At 36.1% G+C, this 23,699-nt stretch carries 22 protein-coding genes; 19 read left to right on the top strand and 3 right to left on the bottom strand.

The genetic code is table 11. The features are described from left to right. Window positions 1-777 precede the first annotated feature (777 nt). The gene (locus PB01_RS13270) at window positions 778-2,043 is read right to left on the bottom strand and encodes a BaiN/RdsA family NAD(P)/FAD-dependent oxidoreductase (RefSeq protein WP_151700654.1); all 1,266 of its coding nucleotides are present in this window, start codon (window positions 2,041-2,043) and stop codon (window positions 778-780) included. Between the two features lie 104 nt (window positions 2,044-2,147). Between PB01_RS13270 and PB01_RS13265 the strand changes: the two genes are divergently transcribed. Next, window positions 2,148-3,764: a putative polysaccharide biosynthesis protein gene (locus PB01_RS13265; RefSeq protein ID WP_151700653.1), complete on the top strand. Its 1,617-nt coding sequence runs from the start codon at window positions 2,148-2,150 to the stop codon at window positions 3,762-3,764. 9 nt (window positions 3,765-3,773) lie between these two features. Next, complete coding sequence (locus PB01_RS13260; protein ID WP_151700652.1) at window positions 3,774-4,478, top strand: pseudouridine synthase; 705 nt, start codon at window positions 3,774-3,776, stop codon at window positions 4,476-4,478. A gap of 47 nt (window positions 4,479-4,525) precedes the next feature. Here PB01_RS13260 and PB01_RS13255 read toward each other — a convergent pair whose 3' ends face one another. Beyond that, a complete protein-coding gene (locus tag PB01_RS13255) occupies window positions 4,526-4,747 on the bottom strand; it encodes a DeoR family transcriptional regulator (RefSeq protein WP_151700651.1) in 222 nt (73 codons plus the stop codon). 1,403 nt (window positions 4,748-6,150) lie between these two features. On the opposite strand from PB01_RS13255, the gene pepV reads away from it, so the two are divergent. From pepV to PB01_RS13215, 7 genes are read left to right on the top strand one after another with little or no spacing between them, the layout of a single operon-like run. Beyond that, a complete protein-coding gene (pepV, locus tag PB01_RS13245; RefSeq protein ID WP_151700650.1) occupies window positions 6,151-7,560 on the top strand; it encodes a dipeptidase PepV in 1,410 nt (469 codons plus the stop codon). Beyond that, window positions 7,560-8,411, top strand: coding sequence for a D-amino-acid transaminase (dat, locus tag PB01_RS13240; protein ID WP_151700649.1), 852 nt, complete (start codon window positions 7,560-7,562; stop codon window positions 8,409-8,411). The genes pepV and dat overlap by 1 nt, the downstream gene beginning before the upstream one ends. Next, window positions 8,408-8,953: an RNA 2',3'-cyclic phosphodiesterase gene (gene thpR / locus PB01_RS13235; protein WP_151700648.1), complete on the top strand. Its 546-nt coding sequence runs from the start codon at window positions 8,408-8,410 to the stop codon at window positions 8,951-8,953. The genes dat and thpR overlap by 4 nt, the downstream gene beginning before the upstream one ends. A 3-nt stretch (window positions 8,954-8,956) precedes the next feature. Then, window positions 8,957-9,937 (top strand): nuclease-related domain-containing protein, encoded by a 981-nt coding sequence (locus PB01_RS13230; protein ID WP_151700647.1) that lies wholly within the window; start codon window positions 8,957-8,959, stop codon window positions 9,935-9,937. Then, entirely contained in the window at window positions 9,930-10,868 is a 939-nt protein-coding gene (locus tag PB01_RS13225) for a diacylglycerol/lipid kinase family protein (protein WP_151700646.1), read from the top strand. The genes PB01_RS13230 and PB01_RS13225 overlap by 8 nt, the downstream gene beginning before the upstream one ends. Window positions 10,869-10,872: 4 nt before the next feature. Next, window positions 10,873-11,514 (top strand): tRNA (guanosine(46)-N7)-methyltransferase TrmB, encoded by a 642-nt coding sequence (gene trmB, locus PB01_RS13220; RefSeq protein WP_151700645.1) that lies wholly within the window; start codon window positions 10,873-10,875, stop codon window positions 11,512-11,514. A 16-nt stretch (window positions 11,515-11,530) separates the two neighbouring features. Continuing rightward, window positions 11,531-12,379: a YtnP family quorum-quenching lactonase gene (locus tag PB01_RS13215; RefSeq protein WP_151700644.1), complete on the top strand. Its 849-nt coding sequence runs from the start codon at window positions 11,531-11,533 to the stop codon at window positions 12,377-12,379. Window positions 12,380-12,497: 118 nt separating this feature from the next. Here the strand turns inward: PB01_RS13215 and PB01_RS13210 are convergent, their stop codons facing one another. Further along, a complete protein-coding gene (locus PB01_RS13210) occupies window positions 12,498-12,815 on the bottom strand; it encodes a hypothetical protein (protein ID WP_151700643.1) in 318 nt (105 codons plus the stop codon). A gap of 171 nt (window positions 12,816-12,986) precedes the next feature. Between PB01_RS13210 and PB01_RS13205 the strand changes: the two genes are divergently transcribed. The 10 genes from PB01_RS13205 to PB01_RS13160 all read left to right on the top strand — a co-directional run bounded on the left by PB01_RS13205 (window position 12,987) and on the right by PB01_RS13160 (window position 23,372). After that, entirely contained in the window at window positions 12,987-14,060 is a 1,074-nt protein-coding gene (locus tag PB01_RS13205; protein WP_151700642.1) for a M42 family metallopeptidase, read from the top strand. A gap of 47 nt (window positions 14,061-14,107) precedes the next feature. Next, complete coding sequence (locus tag PB01_RS13200; RefSeq protein WP_151700641.1) at window positions 14,108-14,629, top strand: DUF84 family protein; 522 nt, start codon at window positions 14,108-14,110, stop codon at window positions 14,627-14,629. Between the two features lie 63 nt (window positions 14,630-14,692). Then, window positions 14,693-15,205, top strand: coding sequence for a hypothetical protein (locus PB01_RS13195; RefSeq protein WP_151700640.1), 513 nt, complete (start codon window positions 14,693-14,695; stop codon window positions 15,203-15,205). 13 nt (window positions 15,206-15,218) lie between these two features. Beyond that, window positions 15,219-15,530 (top strand): thioredoxin family protein, encoded by a 312-nt coding sequence (locus PB01_RS13190; protein WP_151700639.1) that lies wholly within the window; start codon window positions 15,219-15,221, stop codon window positions 15,528-15,530. 815 nt (window positions 15,531-16,345) lie between these two features. Next, window positions 16,346-17,161 carry a DUF1444 family protein gene (locus tag PB01_RS13185; protein WP_151700638.1) on the top strand — a complete coding sequence of 272 codons (816 nt, stop codon included), beginning with the start codon at window positions 16,346-16,348 and terminating at the stop codon, window positions 17,159-17,161. After that, a complete protein-coding gene (gene ytpR / locus PB01_RS13180; protein WP_151700637.1) occupies window positions 17,158-17,763 on the top strand; it encodes a YtpR family tRNA-binding protein in 606 nt (201 codons plus the stop codon). Before PB01_RS13185 ends, ytpR begins: the two co-directional genes overlap by 4 nt. 730 nt (window positions 17,764-18,493) lie before the next feature. Continuing rightward, on the top strand, window positions 18,494-20,680 hold the full coding sequence (locus tag PB01_RS13175; protein WP_404815084.1) for a DNA translocase FtsK: 2,187 nt from the start codon (window positions 18,494-18,496) through the stop codon (window positions 20,678-20,680). A gap of 125 nt (window positions 20,681-20,805) precedes the next feature. After that, window positions 20,806-22,104 carry a UDP-N-acetylmuramate--L-alanine ligase gene (gene murC / locus PB01_RS13170; RefSeq protein WP_151700635.1) on the top strand — a complete coding sequence of 433 codons (1,299 nt, stop codon included), beginning with the start codon at window positions 20,806-20,808 and terminating at the stop codon, window positions 22,102-22,104. A 203-nt stretch (window positions 22,105-22,307) separates the two neighbouring features. Next, on the top strand, window positions 22,308-22,763 hold the full coding sequence (locus PB01_RS13165; protein WP_151700634.1) for a DUF948 domain-containing protein: 456 nt from the start codon (window positions 22,308-22,310) through the stop codon (window positions 22,761-22,763). Window positions 22,764-22,784: 21 nt separating this feature from the next. After that, window positions 22,785-23,372 (top strand): YtxH domain-containing protein, encoded by a 588-nt coding sequence (locus tag PB01_RS13160; RefSeq protein ID WP_151700633.1) that lies wholly within the window; start codon window positions 22,785-22,787, stop codon window positions 23,370-23,372. Window positions 23,373-23,699 lie beyond the last annotated feature (327 nt).

Below are 23,699 nucleotides of genomic sequence, written 5' to 3'. Positions count from 1 at the left end.
CGATTATTTTTCCGTCTTACTGTAGAAATAGTACGTCGTAAGAAAGTTGCCGCTGGGATTTCCGCTGCAGGGCGGACGCTTTCCGCGGGGTGAGCGGTGCCCCATCACCGACGCTACGCGTACGATGTGATGGGGCATCTGTCTCACTCATCCCGCAGGAGTTGCCGACCTTTTGCTACAATCGACTAGAGCTTGCTAGTTATTCTGAGTTGGGGAATTGTGTATAAAAAAGAGAAGAATAATTTCTTTTTTAACTAAACTTCCCTTTTTTCCAACTAAATATTAAAGAGTGCCACAAGAATAGAGGTTTTTTGTTAGTACGCGTTATTAAGAGTGCGTGCAATTAATCAATGCCATCTCACGCCAAGTTAAAACTTTATTATGAGAAATTTGTCGTGTTCATCATGTGATTCTTGTCGATCACCCATTATTTGGATTTTTATTCAGATAATACAGTTAAGATTGAAAAGTGTATAGTGAAACTGAATAGTTAGCAAATATGCTGGATTGCAGCGGCAGGCGGCGACTCCGAAGGGATCAGGGAGACAGATGAGAACGCACAAGCGGCGCACATGCGACGGTGCTGGCTCATCGCTCCCCCCTCGGAAAGCGTCCGCCTAGAGCGGAAATCCCGGCGGTTACTAAGACGCACTATTTCTAAAAAGCGAACTGAATTATAAAACTGTAAGCCATCTTCTTGTTTTGTTTAGTGGAAAAGTTTGGATAAAAGACAGACTTGGTTCAATACTTTATTCAAAACTATCTTAAAAACATAAGTTACTTTAAACCGGTTGACAATGCAGCACTCATCCCAGCAATTTTACCGGTTACAAGTGCCGAAGTTATATTATAGCCGCCTGTATAGCCGTGAATATCTAATACTTCTCCACAAAAATATAGTCCTGCTTTTTTCTTGGATGCCATTGTTTTTGGTTCTATTTCTTTTATGGACACGCCTCCGCCTGTTACAAAAGCTTTGTCTAGTGGCTGTGTCCCATAAACATTAACGCTAAATTGTTTGAATAAATGTGCCAATGCTCTAATTTTTTCGTGGGATAGATTTTGTCCATCTTCGCTTTCTTGGATTTCTGCATGTTGAAGTAAAAACAACAACCATCTTTCCGGTACCATACCTTTCCACACATTTTTCACTGCTTTTTTCGGATCTTCCTTAATAGAAGAGAGAAGGGCCTGGAAAGTTTCCTCTTGATTTAGTTCTGGTAAACTATCTATACGAACTTGGACAAGCTGGCCACCATTTTTCTTTTGCTCTTTCACTACGAATTGGCTACATCGTAAAATTGCTGGACCACTTAGCCCAAAATGAGTAAATAGCATGTCCATTTGATGGGTAATGATGGCTTTCCCTTTTTTATTTAAAACAGAAACGGCAACATTTCTAAGTGCAAGGCCTTGCAGTTCTTTGGATTTAATAAAAGGCTCATTGGATAATAGAGGAACCTCTGTTGGATAAAGATCGGTAACGGTATGTCCGGCTTTTTCAGCCCAAGGATATCCGTCTCCTGTGGATCCGGTTTGAGGTACTGCTTTCCCTCCAACTGCAATGACTACTGCACCAGCAACAATTTCTTCACCAGTTGCAAGCCGGATTCCAATAATCTTTTCATCATTCATCAATAATTTAGCTACTGGGGAATTCAACTTTATTTCCACGTGGAGTCTCTTTAACTCATCCAGTAAGGCATTTACTACATCCATTGCTTTATTGGAAACAGGGAACATTCTTCCATGATCTTCTTCTTTTAATGCTACTCCAAGGTTTTCGAAAAACCCGATAATATCTTCATTATTAAAAACGGAAAACGGACTGAAAAGAAATCGTCCGTTACCAGGAATGTTTTTTACGATTTCTTCTTGAGGGAGTCTGTTAGTTACGTTGCAACGACCTCCGCCAGAGATTGCAAGCTTCTTCCCGAGCTTAGCACCTTTTTCAATTAACAATACTTTCTTGTTTTCTGCTCCTGCAGCTGCAGCGGCCATTAATCCTGAAGGACCCCCGCCTACTATAATTACGTCATACATAATAAGTTCACACTTTCCCTTTTTTCTTTATTATACATGATTGTGGTTTTCTTTCGACAGATGTAAACTGTAGTGTAGACAAAATATATGATTGGGCGGGTTTTATGTCATCAAATTTATTAAAAGGGACAATGATATTAACGATTGGTCTCTTATTATCTAGAATTCTGGGTGTGCTTTACATTATTCCTTTCTATCAACTAATTGGAGAAGAGTATATCGGTCTGTATCAATATGCATATGTACCATATTCTATCATGCTAGCACTAGCTGTCTCTGGTATGCCAGTAGCTGTTTCTAAGTTTGTAGCGAAATATAATACGCTTGGTGACTATGCGACAGGTAGAAAACTAGTGAAATCAAGTATGGTAATAATGACGATAACAGGTGTGTTAGGATTTATTATTTTGTACACACTAGCAGAACCTATCGCAAGCTTAGTTATTAAAGATAATGATGCATTTGTAACAGTTCACAATGTAGCAACTGTTATTCAATATGTGAGTTTTGCAGTAATTGTCGTTCCAGTGATGAGCTTAATTAGAGGATTTTTCCAAGGATATCAACATATGACACCGACAGCTGTCTCACAGTTGATCGAGCAGATTGTCCGTGTGATTTTCGTTTTAGCCGGAGCATTTCTAGTTATTAAGGTGTTTAAAGGTACAGAGAACACTGCTGTTTCTTTTGCTGTATTTGCCGCGTTTATTGGGGCAATTGCAAGTATGTTTGTTTTATATTGGTATTGGAGAAAGTTAAAACCAGAATTTAATGAGTTACTTGAGGAAAGTGGAAATACAACTTCTGATGTATCTTTGAAAAATATATATAAAGAGATCTTAGTTTATACCGTTCCTTTTGCTTTGGTAGGTGTTATCAATCCTTTATTTCAATTTGTGGATATGATTACATTTAATAGTGCAATGACGCAAATTGGAATAAGCGGAAAAGAATCAGGCGTGCTTTTAGGGATGTTAAATCTTACGACTCAAAAACTTGTAATGATACCTGTTATGTTAGCAACTGGTTTTTCGATGGCATTAATTCCATTTATCACGAGTTACTATGCAAAACAAGATTTTGTACAAGTGCGAAGATCATTAGATCAGGCATTTCAAATATTATTGTTTTTAACAATGCCAGCTGCTTTAGGAATTGCTGTCTTATCCAATGAATTTTACCATTTGTTTTACGAGCAAAGTGATATAGGTTCAACGGTTTTGGCGCATTACGCACCGGTTGCCATATTATTTGCACTTTATCCTGTAACGACTGCCATTTTACAAGGAATTGATCGTCAAAAACTGATCATTTTAAACTTATTAATCGGTATTTTAACGAAACTCGTGTTAAATACTCCTTTGATTAAAGCGTTTGAAACAGATGGTGCCATTTTAGCTACTTCTATTGGTTACATTGTAGCGATCGTATTAAATATGGTTGTTATTACAAAAACTTTACAATATAAATCTAGTATGGTTATGCGGAGAATTTTACTTATAGTGATCATTAACGTTGCTATGCTAAGCCTTGTCTTCGTTTGTAAATGGGGAATCGAGCATTTATTCACGGTGGATAGTAAGTTTGGTGCTTTACTAGTAATTTTCGTTACAGCTTCAATTGGAGCGGCTTTTTATGGCTATGTTACGCTTAGACTGGGTCTTGCACAAAAGCTCTTTGGAGAAAAGATTACACGTTTTACGAAAAAATTTGGTTTTTAGGAGAATGAAATGCGATTAGATAAATTTCTAGCACGTACGGGATTTGGAACGAGAAGAGAAGTGAAGATATTAGTTAAGTCTAAAGCAATTCAAGTAAATGACGTCGTTGTAAAAGACAGTTCAATGCATATAAAAGAAACTACTGATCAAGTTTCTGTGTATGGGGAAATAGTTAAGTACAAAGAATTTATTTATTTAATGCTAAATAAACCAGTTGGTGTTGTATCTGCAACAGAGGATTCGAGAGATCGTACAGTAATTGAATTATTGGATGTGGATGTACATCATTTTGAACCCTATCCTGTAGGAAGACTAGATAAGGATACAGTTGGATTGCTTTTATTAACAAATGATGGTGCTTTAACGCATCGTCTTTTGTCTCCAAATAAAGATGTACCAAAAGTATACTTTGCAAGAGTAGAGGGAATTGTAGATGAAATTGATATTCAAGCGTTTGTAGATGGCGTAACTCTAGATGACGGATACAAAACGAAGCCTGCCATTTTAAATATATTAAGTAAAGGCGAGGTTTCTGAAATTGAATTATCCATTACAGAAGGCAAGTTTCACCAAGTAAAAAGAATGTTTGAATCCGTTGGGAAAAAAGTAATTTATTTAAAAAGGCTGTCTATGGGTGCATTGAAATTGGATGAATCTTTAATGGAAGGCTCTTATAGGGAGTTAACAGAAGAAGAATTAGAAAGTATACAGTAAAAGAATGACCTCGCCTAGGCGGGGTCATTCTTTTCATATGGCAAGGTCTAAGATGTCATTTTAATGCGTTTGTTCGTCGTGGTCCATTTGCCTCTGGTTGGGCTAATGACTAAGTCATTAAACGCAAGTACATTCAAATCTCGTTGAATTGTGCGAGGAGTGATGCCAAATTCATCGACTAAATCTTGAGTTGTAACAGTTCCGTGATCAAGGATGAACATATACATATCTTTAATTCGATTGAGCATCCGATCAGTAGTAGGTTTCAAAAGTAACCACTCCTTCATCTTCATATCTCGTGGCTAGACTAGCGGACGACTTGGGTGAAAAGCAACTAGGTAATTGCAATTTACAGCCCCTTTACTATATTGGTAGTCAGTAATATATTATCTGACAATTTAATTATAGTAGATTAACGATAAAATTTCTATAAAAAAGCAGTTTATTTACAAAAACTTTATATCAGGTCTGTTGATTATCCAAAAATGACCAGTAAATTACCGCTTAACTTTATCTATGAAGCATCTATTTTAAACTTGTATCACTCATATTAAAGAGTGCAAAGAACGCATTGTTTATATAGTGCGTACTAGTTACCGCTAGGATTTTCGCTACAGTGCGGACGCTTTCCGCCGGGTGAGCGATGAGCCATCGCCGACGCTACGCATTCGCCTGCGATTGCTCATCTGTCTCACTCATCCAGCTGGAGTCGCCTCCCTTTCGCTACAATCAACGTAGCTTGTTGGCTATACTATGTGCCGTCGCATAAATTATGCGCAAAAAGGGACTCGTTACCACAGGATAGGTGCTTTCTATTATAAGATGATGCAACTTTTTTCTAATCGTAAGATAGTATCCTTGAATCGCAAGATCTAACACCGAAATCGCAAAGTAAAGTATCCTAATCGCAAATTAGAACCCTTTAATCGCAAGATAGCTACCGTTATGTTCAATTTAAGTAGTGTACACTTTATAAACGTCATCTCATACCAAGTAAAACCTATATTAAGAGACAGCGGTCACATTTAAAGCGTATTTTTTAGCTTATTCACTTATCGGTTTTTATTTTAAAGAATACTACATTATGTGGATTTAGCGCGGCGGTAAATTGCATTTGCGACGAGCTAGCGCAGGAGCAACTTCTTTTCTGCGACGAGCTCGCGCAGGAGCAACTTCTTTTCTGCGACGAGCTCGCGCAGGAGCAACTTCTTTTTTGCGACGAGCTCGCGCAGGAGCATGAGACTCCTGCGGAAATAGCGTTAGCTGAAGACCCCACAACGCAGCGAGGAGGCTGAGGCCACGCCCGTGGAAAGCGAATACCAGAGCGCTAAATCTCGGTGATTACTGTTTAGATTACCTGTTGCGCACTCTATAAAAAAACCGTTCTATATTACGCGTAATAAAAATACGTTTTGCCCGAAATTGTATCCTCCACCAAACCGAAACTAAAACAAACAAATTCTAACTAAGATTTTAATGCTTTCCTTACAAGTATTTTGTGTAAGAAAGTGGTTAATAAACAAACGCGACTTTATATATGTTTTTCGTGAAATGAATAGAATAGACCTCTTTACCAAGCGGAAATAGAAGTCTGAAAATGCCTTCTTTTCGTGTGATAAGTTGAAAAAAAGTGTAAAATAGCGTTATACGAATAGGGTAGGAGGAAATAACAATGAACTGGTTAGAATTAGCGGAACTAAAGCGAACGGAAATTGTAGAAGACCTTCAAAGATTGATTCAAATTCCTAGTGTGCTGGATGAAAAAGCTGTTACGGAAGAAATGCCTTTTGGACCAAAACCCCTTGAAGCACTTCTTCATATGTTAAGTGAAGGTGAAAAAGCAGGGCTTATTACAAAGAATATTGATAATATGGCGGGACATATTGAAATGGGAGAAGGGGAAGAAATTCTCGGGATTCTGTGTCATGTGGATGTTGTACCTGAGGGGAAAGGATGGACTTATCCTCCATTTGAAGGTGCTGTAGCAAATGATAAAGTATACGGACGTGGGGCTATTGATGATAAAGGACCAACCATTGCAGCTTGGATGGCGATGAAATTAGTAAAAGAAGCAGGTATTGAACTTTCTAAAAAAGTACGTCTAATTATTGGGACGGATGAAGAAAGTGGATTTCGTTGTGTAGATCGCTATTTTGCAAAAGAACAAATGCCACAAATAGGTTTTGCACCTGATGCAGATTTTCCAATTATAAACGCTGAAAAAGGCATCGCAACTTTGATTTTTACACAAACAGGCTCATCTGATACGGAGACTATTCAGTTTTTCCAGGCTGGGAAACGAACAAATATGGTTCCTGAGGAAGCATTTGCACTTATTTTTGGAGGGTTACATTCCATTAAAGAGAAGTTTAATGAATTTGCATCTGAACATCACATTACTGGAGAAGTAGTTCAAGAAGGATCTATGTTGAAAGTATTAGTACATGGGAAATCGGCGCATGCAATGGAGCCGAATGATGGAGTGAATGCAGGAATTTTATTAGCAAAATTTTTAAGAACAATTAGTTTAACTCCTCATTCCAAAGCATTTGTAGAGTTTCTAGTAACATCATTTGGAGATGAAAGTAGAGGACATGCTTTATCTTTAAACTTTACAGATGAAGTTTCTGGAGATACTACATTAAATGCTGGTGTCATTCATTATGCCCCAGCACAAGGGTCTTGCACCCAAGTTAGTATGCGTTATTCGGTTAGTTACCCATTTGAAGAAAAACTAAGTCTATGCAGAGAAACACTTCAACATACAGGAATTACACTTGATCTTGGGTCTAATTCTAAGCCTCATTATGTCGATAAAGAAGATATACTTATAAAATCACTACAAAAAGTGTATGAGAGACAAACGGGAGAAGAAGCAGAATTGTTAGCTATCGGTGGTGGCACATATGCGCGTGTTCTTAAAAAAGGTGTTGCATTCGGTATGCTTTTTCCAGGGAGAAAAGATGTAGCACACCAAGTTGATGAATATGTAGATATTGATGATCTAGTCAAAGCTACTGCAATTTATGCGGACGCAATCGTTGAACTAGCGGGAAAAAATACAAAAGCAGGTGACATCTAATGGCAAAAATATTGTGGAATGATCAAATTGTAAGTGAACAGGAAGTAAAAATTGGATACGAAGATCGTGGCTATCAATTTGGAGATGGAATTTATGAAGTGATCAAAATTTATAATGGCGATGTATTTACTGCCACGGAACATATTGACCGTTTATATGCAAGTGCAGATAAAATTCAATTAGTCATCCCTTATACAAAAGATGTACTGCATAAAATGATACATGAATTAATCGAAACGAATGAAGTGCAAAATGGTCAAATTTATTTGCAAGTTACTCGTGGGACTACTCCTAGACAGCATAATTTTCCGATTCCTGCAGTAGAATCAGTACTGACGGCTTATACAAAAGAAACTACACGTCCATTAGATCAACTGGAGAATGGGGTAAAAGCATGTTTTGTAGAAGATATAAGATGGCTTCGTTGCGATATAAAGTCTTTAAATCTTCTAGGGAATGTCCTTGCAAAACAAGAAGCAATTAGTAAAGATTGCTATGAGGCAATTTTACACCGAGGTGAAACAATTACAGAAGGATCATCTTCTAATATGTACGGCATAAAAGATGGTGTACTTTATACACATCCAGTAAGTAACTTGATATTAAATGGGATTACAAGACACGTTATTTTGGATTGTTGCAAAGAGGTTGGTTTACCTGTTGTAGAAGAAGCTTTTACAAAACAACAAGCATTAGAAATGGATGAATTTATCATGTCTTCAACAAATGCGGAAGTGATGCCGGTTATTTCGATTAATGGACAAGCAATTGGAAACGCAAAACGTGGTGAATGGACGGAAAAGATACAACAAGCTTTTGAGAAAAAAATACCAACATCTTATAAAGGATGAACACACATTATTTTATAGGTATTAAAATTCCGAGTAATCTTGCAACTTCTATCGTTGAAGCAAGAGATACAACTAATTTGCATGAAACGCATAAAATATTGCCTGTTGCGGAGGACTTGCATATTACGCTCTATTATTTAGGCCAGATTGAGCAAAATTCTGTAGATCAAATAATCCAGTCGTTAGATCAAAATATCGACTGGAAATCTTTTGATCTAACGACGAATGGAATCTCTCATTTTGGAAATAATCTCACTCCGAGAGTAGTATATACAGCACTAAAAGAAAGTGAATCTTTAACATTATTGCAGGAAAAGGTTACTAGAACAATTTCTAATTATATAGAAGTTGATAATCGGAAAGAGTTTAATGCCCATATTACGATAGCCAAAAAATGGGCCTCTAAAGGATTACTATCCATGGAAAATTTTCCTCTTGAAAGTACAACCTTTAAGGTTACTAATATCTCTTTATTTAGAGTAAGTCCAACTAATACACCTCGCTACGAGGAATTATATATCATGCATAGTGGGGGAGGTTAAGAAATGGCTCAACTAGTAAAGCTTCAAGACTATATATCTCGTTATCAAGTTGATCTAAAGAGATACCCAACTCAATTTGTTCGATTAAAGAAGCAACAGTGGGAACGAACAAAAGTGGAATGGGAAAAAGGAGCTTTTGATTCATCTTGGCTAGAAAAGGAAGATGAAGTAGAAGTGTCTGAGAAAAAATCCCTTTTCTCAAAGTTTCTTAATCGCAAGAAAGAAGAAAAATTGGAAGAAATTACATGGGAACCAACGGAGTTACAAGAAGAAGATGTTGTCCTAGAGGAGGCTACAACGCTACATTTTCAGCCTAATATTGTGTACAACCCACAAACGAAAGAAGAGTTAAAGCGAATGTATTTAAATCAGCTTTTTCATTTTCAATTGAAGTGGGCTAGCTCAACATTACGTGAAAAGTCATATGTTGATCCAAAGTTTATGCGAGATAAATTATTGCGATCCCTTACCTTACAACTTCCAGATAATTATTTCTTGTTTTATTATCCCATATTAAAACTAAAAAAAGCTCCAGTTGAACTGGATATTCTTCTAATATTGCCTACAGAAATTATTTGTCTAGTTGTACTTGAGGCAAAAGATTTGGATGCTTATATTGGAAGCAGCGATCGTTTCTGGGTTCGAAAAAGCGGTACGGAAGAGAAGAAAATATTGAGTCCTATGGTTGGATTGAACCGGATGGAGTCAATCCTATTGCAAATTTTTAAGAAAGAAGAGATTGATTTGCCAATTAAAAAGGTAATTCTATCGAGAAATGGATATATTGATTATCCGGGTACTTCTTTTAATACGCAATTTGTAGATTCAAGAAAATTTCCAGAGTGGTTTTTGACATTAAAGTCATCCCCATCACCTATGAAGCATATGCAATTTAAAGCTGCACAGTCGATACTTGATCTAGTACAAACAACCTCCTATTCAAGAGCGGGTTGGGAAGTAGACGGTGAGGAAATAAATGAATAAAGTCGTCTTCATTGTGAACGAATATGCAGGTCGTGGACGAGCGAAAAAAATATGGGTGGCTTGGAAAGCTAAAATAACCTTTCCTTACAGTTATTATCTTACAGAATATACCGGACACGCTACAGAAATTGCTAAGAATTGTGCAGAAAATAGCACGGAAGATGTATTCATTATTGCTATTGGTGGAGATGGAACAATTCACGAAATTATTTCTGGTGTAACTGAATATGAACATGTTCGAATTGGAGTTATTTCTGCAGGTAGTGGAAATGACTTTGGTCGGACATTTTCTATTTTTCAAACGGTAGAACAGTTACAGGAGTATGTAAATGATTTTAATCCATATGAGGAATTAGATTTTGGGAAATTAACAGCTCCTCAAGATTCCTATGGATTTGTAAATAATGCAGGTTTTGGTTTTGATGCGAAAGTAGTTTATTCTGTCAATAATTCCAAGTGGAAAAAGTGGTTAAATGCATTAGAATTAGGGAAATTAACGTACATACTATATGTGATAAAAGAACTATTAACATTCAATAGATTTTCCTTCACTTTACATACGGAAGAAGATACGATAAAGTTTGATGATGTTTGGTTTATTGTCGTATGCAATCAGCCGTTTTTCGGTGGAGGAATGAAGATATCTCCAAACTCTCAACCAAATGATCAATTAATCGAAATGACAGTTGTGAATAAATTAACTAGATGGAAGTTATTATTTATATTCGGAACTGTTTTTTTCGGAAAACATACAAAGTATAAAGAAGTGAAACAATTTCAAGCGAAGAATTTTAGAATAACAATGCATGATCAAGTATATGGACATGTAGATGGAGAGTTCTCTTGTATGACGTATGTAGATCAAAGTTATTCTTTTTCTGTACAATCAAAAGCTTGGAATTTGGCAAAACCAAAAAGTAAAGGGAGTTAATGTAATGAGGCTAAGACATAAACCATGGGCAGATGATTTTATAATTGCTCATCCTGAAATTGTAATTCCAAATCCGGAAGACCTAAAAGGAAAATGGAATACTGAATTTAAAAATAATAATCCACTCCATATAGAAGTTGGTACAGGAAAAGGTCAGTTTATAACGGGCATGGCTAAACAAAATCCTGCTATTAATTATATTGGGATTGAGCTATATGATAGTGTAATCGTAAGTGCATTAGAAAATGTGCTTGCTGCACAACCACTACCGAACTTACGCTTGCTAAAAGTAAATGGAGCAGATTTGGCAAAGTACTTTGAAAAAAATGATGTAGACCGCGTCTATTTAAACTTTTCTGATCCTTGGCCGAAAATTAGACATGCAAAAAGACGTCTAACACATGAAGTGTTTTTAAAACTATATGAATCTATTTTAGTAGATAATGCTGAAATTCATTTTAAAACGGATAATCGAGGTTTATTCGAATATTCTTTAATTAGCATGTCGGCTTATGGGATGTTAATAAAAGATGTGTCACTCGATTTACATGCAAATATGCCAGAAGATAATATTATGACAGAATACGAAGAAAAATTTTCTGCAAAGGGACAACCGATTTATCGAGTAGAAGCAAAATACGTGTAAAAGGGGACCTGGGAGAATGGATACGTTTCAATTTCACGACATGTCGTTAACTTGGCTAAAGGGCGGGACAACTTACATGGATGGGGGTGCCATGTTCGGAGTAGTGCCAAAACCACTATGGGAAAAGAAATACCCCGTCAATGAAAAAAATCAAATTGAGTTACCATCAGATCCTCTTTTCATTCAATACAAAGGACATAATATATTGATAGAAGCAGGACTTGGCTTCGGAAAATTTACAGAGAAACAACTCAGAAATTACGGAGTGTCCGATCAATCTCAGGTGGAGGACGATCTAGCTCAACTAGGAATTTTACCTGAAGAAATTGATCTAATTCTCATGACGCATCTCCATTTTGACCATGCATGTGGTTTAACAAGATGGGAAGATGATAAGTTGGTATCAAGTTTTCCAAATGCGAAAATTTACGTATCAGATGTCGAATGGAATGAGATGAGAAATCCAAATATTCGTTCACGAAATACTTATTGGAAAGAGAACTGGGAACCAGTTGAAGGGCAAGTTATCCCGTTTTCAAATTCCATTGAAGTATTGGATGGTATTGAGATGATTCATACTGGTGGTCATAGCGATGGGCATAGTATTATTTTGTTTAAACAAAATGGAGAAACCATTATTCATATGGCAGACTTGATGCCCACTCATGCACATCAAAATCCTTTGTGGGTATTAGCATACGACGATTATCCAATGACTTCTGTATTCGCCAAAGAAAAATGGGTGAATGAAGGGTTACACCAAAATTATTGGTTCAGCTTTTATCACGATGCCTTTTATCGTATGATCAAATGGTCAGAGGATGGGAAAGAAATAGTGAATAAAATGTCACGAACACGATATTAAGATAGTATCCATTAATAAAGCAACTAAAAGCGTCCGAAGTTGTATCTTCGGACGCTTTTATAATATTTGACCATTTTTTTATTTCACACTGCGAAAGTTTAGTTATTCCTAGTAAAAATTATTGAACTTTCACTAACTCCACAACTGTTCCCGTTTTTGCGTCAGCAGCAAATTCAAATTGTTCGAGTAGACCATTTTTCACTCGAGTAATTCCGCCTTTATATACATTTATATGAATAGCTTCTTTCTGAAAAGGTTCAGGACTCATGAAAATCCATGAACCATCGATTGGACCTTCCTTTTTAAAAGAATTTTTTATTTCCTTTAAAATAAGTTCTGCAGATCGATTAATATCCATTTTGCTTGCTGCTCGACTAGCGACTATTCCAATTACAATACCTGTTCCAAGACCCATCATATAATCACGAAGCTTCAATACTACTCCTCCTTGCGTCTTTTTTTTAGTGTAACATATATCACCATTCAAATAAATTTTTCGGAAGTCGAAGTTTATCTGTAGTAAACAGTTCAAACTTTTATTACAATAGAAAAGGAATCTCTATTTTCACTAAATTAAATTGATACGTAGCTTTAGGAGGCTTTACAGATGAATGAGGAAACACGTTCGCTATTTAAAACATTAACAGAATTACCAGGTGCACCAGGTAATGAGCATGCAGTTCGGTCTTTTATGCGCAGTGAGCTTGAAAAGTATTCAGATGAAATTGTACAAGATAATTTAGGTGGTATTTTCGGCTTAAAAAAAGGCGATGAAAATGGACCGAAAATTTTAGTAGCAGGTCATATGGATGAAGTTGGTTTTATGGTATCCGGCATTACAGATAACGGTATGATTCGTTTTCAAACATTGGGTGGATGGTGGAGCCAAGTTTTACTTGCTCAACGAGTAGAGATTGTGACGAATGAAAAAACAATTCCTGGTGTAATTGGATCGATACCACCTCACTTATTGAGTGATGAGATGCGAAATAAACCAATGGATATTAAGAATATGTTAATCGATATTGGTGCTGACGATAAAGCCGATGTGCTTCGGATGGGTGTGAAACCAGGAGATCAAATTGTTCCTGTATGTCCTTTTACACCAATGGCAAATGACAAAAAAATTATGGCAAAAGCTTGGGATAACCGTTATGGTTGCGGACTTGCTATTGAATTATTAAAAGAAGTGCAAAATGAGCAATTACCGAATATGCTTTATTCAGGAGCAAATGTAATGGAAGAAGTTGGCCTACGCGGTGCACAAGCTTCAGCGAATATGATTAACCCTGATCTATTCTTTGCATTAGACGCAAGCCCTGCGAATGATGCTTCTGGGAATAAAAATGAATTTGGTCAACTGGGAAAAGGAACTCTTTTACGTATTTTTGACCGTACGATGATAACCCATCGAGGTATGAGAGAATTTGTATTAGATACAGCAGAAACGCATAAAATCCCTTATCAATATTTCATCTCTCAAGGTGGAACAGATGCAGGTCGTGTTCATACATCAAATGAAGGAATACCAAGTGCAGTAATTGGAATATGCTCTCGTTATATCCATACTTCTGCTTCCATTATTCATACAGATGATTATGCTGCAGCAAAAGAATTGATTACTAAATTAGTAAAAACATGTGACCGAACAACTTTAGAAACAATAAAAGCAAATGTATAATTGGGTGCCCTAGTGGCATCCTTTTTTCTAGATAGGAGATACATTGTATGAAAATATTAATAGGAACCAATAATAGAGCTAAAACAAAAGCTGTGCGCACAATCGCTACAATATATTATCCAGATGCAGAATTTATAAACATAGAAGTACCATCTCTTGTATCAAACCAACCAATGAGTGATGAAGAAACTAGAAAAGGTGCCATAAACCGTGCGAAACAGTTGATGAAGAACACGGAAGGAACCTTTGGAGTAGGATTAGAAGGTGGAGTGCATGAAATAGATGGAATCATGTATATTTGTAATTGGGGGGCTCTTGTAACAAATGATGGTACAGTTTTTACTGCAGCTGGAGCGGGTATCCCTTTGCCGATAGAAATTGCAATTCAGTTGAAAGCGGGTTCGGAACTTGGGCCAGTAATGGACGTCTATACGAATAAGAATGATATCCGTCACGATGAAGGCGCAATTGGCGTATTTACGAATGGCTTTGTTAAAAGAAGTGATATGTTCGAGCACATTATGTTGCTTCTAATTGGACAGTACGAGCTTTCTAAAAAGTTAATGTAGTTGCATGGAGTATGAATCATCGTTAAACTATATAGCAGTTATGCTTTGATAGGAGGAAGGTAAATGACTCGACATTGGATGCGATTATGTATCGTGTCACTAGCTGTCATTTTATTGGTAGGCTGTTCTTCAGTAGAAGAGCAAGCAACAGATGGGATTGAGAATGCCAAAATAGTGTTTCAAGGAGATGCTGAAAAGGCTAACGAAAAAGTAGGTAACTTGAAAGTCTTCTTGCCAACGGGGTTTGCTATTGAAAACGCATCGGATCAAACTAATATTTTATTATCTAAAGGAAAAGATTCATACATTTTATTTGTTAACCCAAATGAGCTTCCTGGAAGTCGACTATATTATGATTTAATGATCGCAGATACTAATTTAAAAATAGTTGAAAAGAATACATTTGAACAAAATGGACGTTTTGGTTTTGCAACAATCATTCAAAACAGTGAAGATAACTTTGAATTAATCACGAGTATTGGTGGAATTAAACTTACAACTATATCAAAACAGCATAATATTGCTTTAAACTTAGAACATATGATGAAGATTGTAAGATCCATTTCAACTAACTAAAGGAGGGACATAAGTGGAAAATCTAACATCTATTGAACAATTTGATGAGCTTAAACAAGCGAGCAAAGTAGTTTTTAAATTTACAGCGGACTGGTGTCCAGACTGCCATTTCATAGATCTTTTTATGAAGGAAGTGGAAGAAAATTTTGCGGATTTTCAATTTATATCCGTTGATCGAGACAAATTTATGGATCTTTGTATTCAAATGGATATTTTTGGCATTCCTAGTTTCATTGTTTTTGACAAAGGGGAAGAAAAAGGACGTTTTGTTAGCAAAGATCGCAAAACACAAGAAGAAATCGAATTGTTTTTACGAACAATCTAATTAGTGTCTAATGATAATGAAGCGCTGAGCGGACGAATCTTCGTCCGCTTTTAAAAGATTAAGATAGCATCTTATCTCTCATTATCCAAACCAAATGCATCATGTCTTTACAAAATCCAAGAAGGCGAAGGACAAACACTGGATGCACTTAAGGACGATTGGGCTTTTCTTAAAGAATTAGAAAGTGTATAAACTTTTGATCATAAGAGGTTGATTTCCGCTGCAGGCAGAAGTTTTCCGTGGGGTGAGCCATCGCCGCCTTCCGCTTCAATCAACTGGATAAATAAGAAAGACAATATGCTTGGTCGACATTAGAAACTAGTGCTTATAATGAGTGTTTAGACAGAGATACATAGAGTAGACGCTGATACGTGAAACCTTTCAACTCACTAAGTCTTAATCTCTACTTGGTATTCCTTTTATACCCATTGTCTAAAGTGCATATAAATCATTGGGTAGATGATTAGATTAGGTGGAACTTGAGAAAAATAGGTAGCATTCATTCATAAAAAAGTGCTGAGCGGACGAAATTGACTCTTCGTCCGCTTTTAAAAGAGTAGGAGAGGATTTATTCACTCATTATTCAAACCTTATGTATTTTGTCTCTAAATATATTAAGAGGGCGACCGACCAACATCTGCCACAAAAATTCCAACGGTAATAGTGTTAGTTGATGTTTCGTCCAAAGCACTCTGGTAATAGTAAAGACGAGATGTAAAGAACACTTGAGCTTTTCTTAATGTTTTATAAATAAATCTGAAACGTTCGAAATGATAACTGAAAAAGCAATTTCTAATAAAAAAGGAGGGGTAACAATGCAAGCGCAAGAACTTATACGTTTATTAAAAACGAAGCTTTCGGAAGAAACATATGAATACGATTATAATCGAGAGACGAACAAACTTCGCCTTACACATAAAACGATTAACAAAGGAATTGATATTTCTGTGCCTCCGATTTTAGCAAAATACGAAACAAAAAAAGAACAAGTTATTGAAGAAGTAATCTATATGATTCATCAAACATTCCAAGCGATGGAAAAGGAAAAGGCTGGAGACATCAATCCATCTTCATCTATTTATCCAGTCATACGTTCTACATCCTTTCCTACAAAATCGAATGAAGGAAATCGTTTTATCACCAAAGATCATACGGCAGAAACGAGAATATATTATGCATTAGATCTTGGGAAAACTTATCGTTTACTTGATGAAAAGATGCTAGAGGGTTGGGGGATTCGTGAAACTGAGATTCGAGAGAGGTCCATTTTTCAAGTTCGAAATTTAGTAAATAACTTTAAAAAAGATGAAGTAGCTGGAAATATTTTTTATTTCTTCAACAACAATGATGGGTATGATGCAAGCAGAATACTCAATGAATCTCTACTAAAGGAAATGAAAAAGATAATTATCGGTGATATGACTGTTTCTGTACCCCATCAAGATGTTATGATTATTGGTGATATAAGAAATGAAACGGGATACGATGTTCTAGCTCAAATGACGATGCATTTTTTTACAGTTGGAACTGTACCCATTACTTCATTGTCTTTTATATATGAAAATGGAAATTTAGAGCCAATATTTATATTAGCAAAAAATCGAGTAGTGAAGGAGAAAGACGAAAAATGAATGTTTTTTACAACCTAGAAGGAGTTGGCGATGTATTATTGCTACAACTAACTCCAGAAAAAATTGAAAAAGTAGTAACGGAGACGAAAGGTGATATAACACTTGTTAAAGATGCTCAATCTAATGAAGTAGTGGCGATCAATATCTTTAAATTCAGTAATTACGCCGAAATTCAAGATAACGGAATCGTAAATTTAACGAAAGAACTAGTAGCTAAAGTAGAACAAGCTTTAGTTTCCAATGAAATAGATTACATACTAAATGTAGACCTTTCGCCAAAATTTGTTGTAGGTTACGTTGAATCATTGGAACAACATCCAAATGCCGATAAGTTAAAAGTTTGCCAAGTAAATATTGGAGAACATACTTTACAAATAGTTTGTGGGGCACCAAATGTTGAAGCTGGCCAAAAAGTTGTCGTTGCGAAAGTGGGAGCAGTAATGCCTTCAGGAATGGTTATTAAAGATGCTGAGCTTCGCGGAGTGGCTTCTAGTGGTATGCTTTGTTCTGCTCGAGAATTAGCACTCCCAAACGCACCAGAAGTAAAAGGGATTCTAATTTTAGAGGAACAAGAAGAAGTGGGACGTTCGTTTTTACAATAAAGAAGGAAAGCATGCCAATTTGGTGTGCTTTTTTTGTGCCAAGAATAAGAAAGTATATGAATTTTCCTCCTGCGAAAGCAGTGTTCATAGTAATTTAAAGAATTAAATAATACCGCGGATTTCCGTTTTAGGTGGGCGCTTTCCGCGGGGCCGCCACCTTTCACTACAATCCATGGAGTGAGTAGTACTTAACAAGCAGATTTTCCCAATCTATCGCTAAGAATTCAGTAATAGTAAGGCTTCATAGTATATTTTCAAAGGCTTGATCTTGATTGTTTTTACTTTTACCGTACACAGTATATATGAATAAGTGGGTGTATGATTAGAGCGGGCGCTACTAGAGAAAAATAGAGAGCATCCATTGATAAAGAAGAGCAGAGCGGACGAATTTGACTCTTCGTCCACTTTTAAAAGAGTAGAATAGGGTTTATTCTCTCATTATCCAAACCTAATGCATTATGACTTTGCATATTTCGAGAAGGTGACGGACAAACATTCGCCACAAAATTACCGAAAAAAGTGGATTGAGAATTGACGCAGTCACTTTTCAATCCACAAAAATTCCCCTGTTAATAGTGTAACCAATGTTTCGTCCAAAGCACTCTGGAAATAGTAAAGACAAGATGCACTTAAAGGACGCTAGCGTTTTTCTAAATTTCTTCAGATAAGTAAGGACGATAGCCGTTATTACTGTTAAAATAGAATGTATCTAGTAGAAAGAGTGATGAATTTGAAATGGTTTAAAAAATTATTTGCGACGAATGAAGATGAATATAGAGAAGCACAAGTATTAGAAGATGATGAAGAACTGGTTACACCAACTCACTCTAGAACCCCTTTTCGATTTCCTTTAATAACTGATGATGAAAAGAAAGATAGCTTATTTGGTGAGCTGAAAATAGAAAAAGAAATGGGACAACCAATAAAAGATAAACATATAAGAGATGATCAGCCGTATAGACCTCTCTATACACATGAACTATGGCAACAAAGAAAGCAAGAACCAATTGTGCACCGTGCGCCAAAAAAAGAAATAATAGAACCACCTGTGAAAGAAAAACGAAAAAAAGCATTTACTCCAACTCAAGTACCTTCACCTGTTTTTGGATTTTCGAGAAATCAAGAAAATAAAATAGAAGAACCAATTGAGCAGACAATAAGGGAAATAGAATTACCCTTTGAGGAATTAGCAATTACTGCAATTCCAACACAAGCGGAAGAAAATGAAGTATTACCTCTTGTATCATTTACCGAAGAGGAAAAAGTATTACCGTCAAAGCATATAGATGAACAAGTACAAGATACTCCTTTAGAAACGGTGTCTGAAGTCAAACCAAGTAAACAAAAAGAAAATATAAGACCGTTTAATGTACTAATGCTTAAATCGGATAAAGAAAAAATGAATAATCTAGTAAAAGAGATGCCGGTCTATCAGCCGAAGAAAGAACCGAATAAGGTAGAAAAAATAGTGCTAGAAACGGATTCAAAACCAGCATCTAGTCCTTCGAATTATGCTAGACCAGATTTAAGTTATTTACTTCCACCAGAATTGAAAAATGAAGATAGAGAATGGATGGAAGAGCAGGCATTTACACTTATAGAAGCATTATCTCATTTTCAGGTAACTGGTGAAATTGTTCAAATGGATCAAGGTCCTGCTGTAACACAATTCGAAATAACCGTAGCTCACGGGACAAAAGTAAGTAAAATTCGAAACTTATCTGACGACTTAAAGCTTGCTTTGGCAGCAAAAGATATACGTATTCAAGCACCAATACCAGGGAAAAGTTCTATTGGTATAGAGATTCCGAATCGAAAATCAAGAGCTGTCCGATTATCGGAAGTGATTAATACAAATGTGTTTTTTGAATCCGAATCTCCTCTTGAAGTAGCGTTAGGATTAGATCTTACGGGAAAACCTGTGACACTGGATTTGCGGAAAATGCCCCATGGGTTAATTGCTGGTGCTACAGGTTCAGGGAAATCTGTTTTTATTAATTCACTTCTTGTGAGTCTTTTATATAAAGCAACCCCAGAAGAAGTAAAGCTTTTATTGATTGATCCAAAAATGGTGGAGCTTGCACCATTTAATCATATTCCTCATCTGGTGAGTCCTGTAATTACAGATGTGAAGGCTGCAACAGCCGCGTTAAAATGGGCAGTAGAAGAAATGGAACGACGCTATCAATTATTTGCTCACATTGGTGTAAGAGATATAAATAGATACAATTCACTTGCAACAGAGAAAAGACAATTTGCTCAAAAGCTGCCGTTTATTGTGATTGTAATAGATGAACTTGCAGATTTAATGATGATGGCACCTACGGAAGTAGAGGACGCAATTTGTCGTATTGCTCAGAAAGCACGAGCGTGTGGCATTCATTTAGTATTGGCAACACAACGTCCATCAGTTGATGTTATAACTGGACTTATAAAAGCAAATATTCCAACACGTATAGCTTTTTCCGTTTCTTCACAAATTGATTCGCGTACTATTTTAGATCAGCAAGGGGCCGAAAGATTATTAGGGAAAGGGGATATGCTATATCAAGGTAATGGCATGTCTAGCCCAGTTCGTATTCAAGGAACGTTTGTAACAGATGAAGAAATTGAAACGATCATCGATTATGCAAGAACACAAGGTACACCGGAGTATATGTTCGAACAAGAGGAATTGCTTCAAAAGGCAGAGAATGTATCAGAACAAGATGAACTCTTTGAGGAAGCATGTCGGTTTATTGTGGAGCAAGGTTCCGCCTCTACTTCCTTACTTCAGCGAAAATTTCATTTAGGTTATAATCGTGCAGCAAGACTTATTGATGCAATGTATGAAAATGGATATGTAACGGAGCAAAAAGGCAGTAAAGCAAGAGAAGTGCTACTTACAGACGATAGTCTGGAACAAATTTTTAGTTAATATAGTTTATTAATATTAACGATTAAATAATGATATAATTGGGAATACGTCTACTAAGGCGGAATAAACTATTTATGATTCGAATATGCATATAAATGGGGAATATCCCAGGAGGTTTACAACGTATGACAAAATATCATTTTACAGGCATTAAAGGGTCTGGAATGAGCTCGTTGGCACAAATATTACATGATGTTGGTAACGAGGTACAAGGATCTGATATTGAAAAGTATTTTTTTACTGAAAAACCATTACATGAACGAGATATAAAAGTTCTATTATTTGATGAAGCTAATATTGAAGAAGGAATAACTATTATTGCAGGTAACGCATTCCCAGATAGTCATCCTGAGTTAGTAAAGGCGAAGGAACTTGGTTTGCCAATCATTCGATACCATGAATTTTTAGGCAATTATATGAGTCAGTTTACCTCAGTAGCAGTAACTGGTGCTCATGGCAAAACGTCTACTACAGGACTACTTTCGCATGTATTAAGCGGATATAAACCTACCACCTTTTTAATTGGAGATGGCACAGGAAAAGGGATGAAAGATGCAGCTAACTTTGTGTTTGAGGCATGCGAATATCGCAGACATTTTTTAGCTTATCATCCAGACTATGCAATTATGACAAATATTGATTTTGATCATCCAGACTATTTCCATGATGTTGATGATGTATTTAATGCTTTTCAATCCATGGCCATGCAAGTGAAAAAAGGGATTATTGCTTGTGGAGACGACAAGTATTTACAGGAAATTAAAGCTCCAGTCCCTGTACTTTACTATGGTTTCGGGGAACAAAATGACTTTGCTGCTAGGAACTTAGAAAGAACGACAGAAGGCACTTCTTTTGATGTATTTGTTCGTCATGAATTTTACCATCGTTTTACAATTCCTTTATTCGGTGATCATGCAGTTTTGAATTCTTTAGCAGTAATTTCTCTTTGTCATTATGAGGACGTACCTGCAGAAATTATTCAAAAAGGGTTAGAAACATTTGAAGGGGTTAAAAGACGCTTTACAGAAACGATTATTGGAGATCGTATGATAATCGATGATTATGCACATCATCCAACTGAAATAAAAGCTACGATACAATCGGCTAGACAAAAATACCCAGATAGAAAAATTATTTCTATTTTTCAACCACATACTTTTACGAGAACACAAAAATTCTTAAATGAATTTGGCGAGAGTTTAAATCTTTCAGATCAAGTATTCTTATGTGATATTTTTGGATCGGCGAGAGAAAATGCTGGAGACCTAACTATTCATACATTAGCCGATATTATTGAAGGAAGTATTATTTTAACAGAAGAAAATGTAAATCAATTGCTCCGTTATGATAATGCAGTCTTTTTATTTATGGGAGCAGGAGATGTTCAAAAATATCAACAAGCATTTGAAGAGAAGCTTGTTTAGTTACTTGTTTCTAGACAGTAACTAAGTTGGGATTGTATAATTACTTATCTGATTAAATAAAAAATGCCTAATCCATTTTCGGATTAAGCATTTTTTATTTAAAGAATATTCGAAAGAACCGTAGTATAGTATTATATAGAAAGAAGTTTATTTTTATTCTTTTAGGGTAAAAATGATATATGACAATTGAAGGAGGATACAAAATGGAAAATCTCTTATACATAGCTGCTATTATAGCTGCAATTGCATTTTTAGTACTTTGTATAAGCCTGGCAGTTACTTTATTTTCTGTGAAAAAGACATTAAATAATGTTGCTAGTACACTGGAAGGGCTAGATACAAATTTACAAAATGTAACGAAAGAAACAGCGCAACTTCTTCATAAAACAAATGAATTAGCTGAAGATATTCAAAAAAAATCAGAGAAGTTGAACACGGTTGTAGATGCAGTAAAAAATGTAGGAACGTCTGTTAATGGTTTAAACTATTCTATTCAACGGATTACTTCTTCCGTTTCTTCAGAGGTAGAAAAAAACGAAGAGAAGATTGCACAAGTGATTCAATGGAGTAATGTTTTTCTTGGCGTTCGAGACAAATGGAAAGAGCGGAAAGCATTAGAAGAAGCAGGTTATAATGAATACGATTCGAAAAAAAAATAATAAGTTATTGGAGGAAGTCAAATGAGCAATTATAATCACAATAAACCAAATTATAATGATGCAAAACACAATAATGAGTATTATGAAAATCAATCATCGTATAACCAACAAATGCAGTCTACGTATCCACCTCTACCTTACAATAACGAAAGTAGAGAAACTATTTACCGTAATGACGAAGTAAATGGTAAAGACTTTATCCTTGGAGTTCTTGTTGGTGGCATAATTGGAGCAGCTACAGCATTATTATTAGCACCAAAGACTGGGACAGAACTGAGAGAAAATATTACAATTCAAGCTAGTCAATTAAAGGATAAAACAAAAGATTTATCTTCAACTGCAATGGAAAAGACAACTCAATTGTCTAAGCAGTTGCAAGAGCAATCGGGACAACTTGTAGAGAAAGTAAAATCGATTAAAGGTATGCCAACTTCTCCTCAAGATGATGGGACTGCATCATCAGAAGGGGAAGAGTCAATGGACTATATGGAAACTATTTCGCATACGACAGAAGAGGTAACAGCAGACGAAAAGGACGAAGATGATGATGCAACATCAGTTGCAGAAGCAATAAAGGATGCAGTTGTAAATAACAAATCAAATAACTAAACGTAAAAGTGGTAGTCCTTTAAGTCGTATTATTACGAAGGGACTACCACTTTTATTTGGAATGGCTTACGTTAAAACGAAATTGGAAAAAGATACTTGCTTTCCGAGATCGAACCATCTTGGCGCCTTCCTCTACGGTCCACGGTATACAGGATTCAAGCGGTAGATAAATTATTGGTGGAACTTAAGAAAATAGATAGCATCCATTACTCTAACTGCAATAGTGTAGCAAATGTTTCGTCCAAAGCACTTGGAAATAGAGAAGGTAAGATACACCTAAATGGTGCTTGCGTTTATCTAAAAAGATAAGAAAGTTTATGGATTATC

The organism is Psychrobacillus glaciei (genome assembly GCF_008973485.1).
Lineage (GTDB): Bacteria > Bacillota > Bacilli > Bacillales_A > Planococcaceae > Psychrobacillus > Psychrobacillus glaciei.
Note: the sequence above shows the minus strand (reverse complement) of the source record. Positions and strands in the feature narration are given on the sequence as shown.

Coding starts and splice junctions, on each gene's coding strand:
- PB01_RS13270 (WP_151700654.1), bottom strand. CDS start 2,043: ATGTATGACGTAATTATAGTAGGCGGGGGTCCTTCAGGATTAATGGCC.
- PB01_RS13265 (WP_151700653.1), top strand. CDS start 2,148: ATGTCATCAAATTTATTAAAAGGGACAATGATATTAACGATTGGTCTC.
- PB01_RS13260 (WP_151700652.1), top strand. CDS start 3,774: ATGCGATTAGATAAATTTCTAGCACGTACGGGATTTGGAACGAGAAGA.
- pepV (WP_151700650.1), top strand. CDS start 6,151: ATGAACTGGTTAGAATTAGCGGAACTAAAGCGAACGGAAATTGTAGAA.
- dat (WP_151700649.1), top strand. CDS start 7,560: ATGGCAAAAATATTGTGGAATGATCAAATTGTAAGTGAACAGGAAGTA.
- thpR (WP_151700648.1), top strand. CDS start 8,408: ATGAACACACATTATTTTATAGGTATTAAAATTCCGAGTAATCTTGCA.
- PB01_RS13230 (WP_151700647.1), top strand. CDS start 8,957: ATGGCTCAACTAGTAAAGCTTCAAGACTATATATCTCGTTATCAAGTT.
- PB01_RS13225 (WP_151700646.1), top strand. CDS start 9,930: ATGAATAAAGTCGTCTTCATTGTGAACGAATATGCAGGTCGTGGACGA.
- trmB (WP_151700645.1), top strand. CDS start 10,873: ATGAGGCTAAGACATAAACCATGGGCAGATGATTTTATAATTGCTCAT.
- PB01_RS13215 (WP_151700644.1), top strand. CDS start 11,531: ATGGATACGTTTCAATTTCACGACATGTCGTTAACTTGGCTAAAGGGC.
- PB01_RS13205 (WP_151700642.1), top strand. CDS start 12,987: ATGAATGAGGAAACACGTTCGCTATTTAAAACATTAACAGAATTACCA.
- PB01_RS13200 (WP_151700641.1), top strand. CDS start 14,108: ATGAAAATATTAATAGGAACCAATAATAGAGCTAAAACAAAAGCTGTG.
- PB01_RS13195 (WP_151700640.1), top strand. CDS start 14,693: ATGACTCGACATTGGATGCGATTATGTATCGTGTCACTAGCTGTCATT.
- PB01_RS13185 (WP_151700638.1), top strand. CDS start 16,346: ATGCAAGCGCAAGAACTTATACGTTTATTAAAAACGAAGCTTTCGGAA.
- ytpR (WP_151700637.1), top strand. CDS start 17,158: ATGAATGTTTTTTACAACCTAGAAGGAGTTGGCGATGTATTATTGCTA.
- murC (WP_151700635.1), top strand. CDS start 20,806: ATGACAAAATATCATTTTACAGGCATTAAAGGGTCTGGAATGAGCTCG.
- PB01_RS13165 (WP_151700634.1), top strand. CDS start 22,308: ATGGAAAATCTCTTATACATAGCTGCTATTATAGCTGCAATTGCATTT.
- PB01_RS13160 (WP_151700633.1), top strand. CDS start 22,785: ATGAGCAATTATAATCACAATAAACCAAATTATAATGATGCAAAACAC.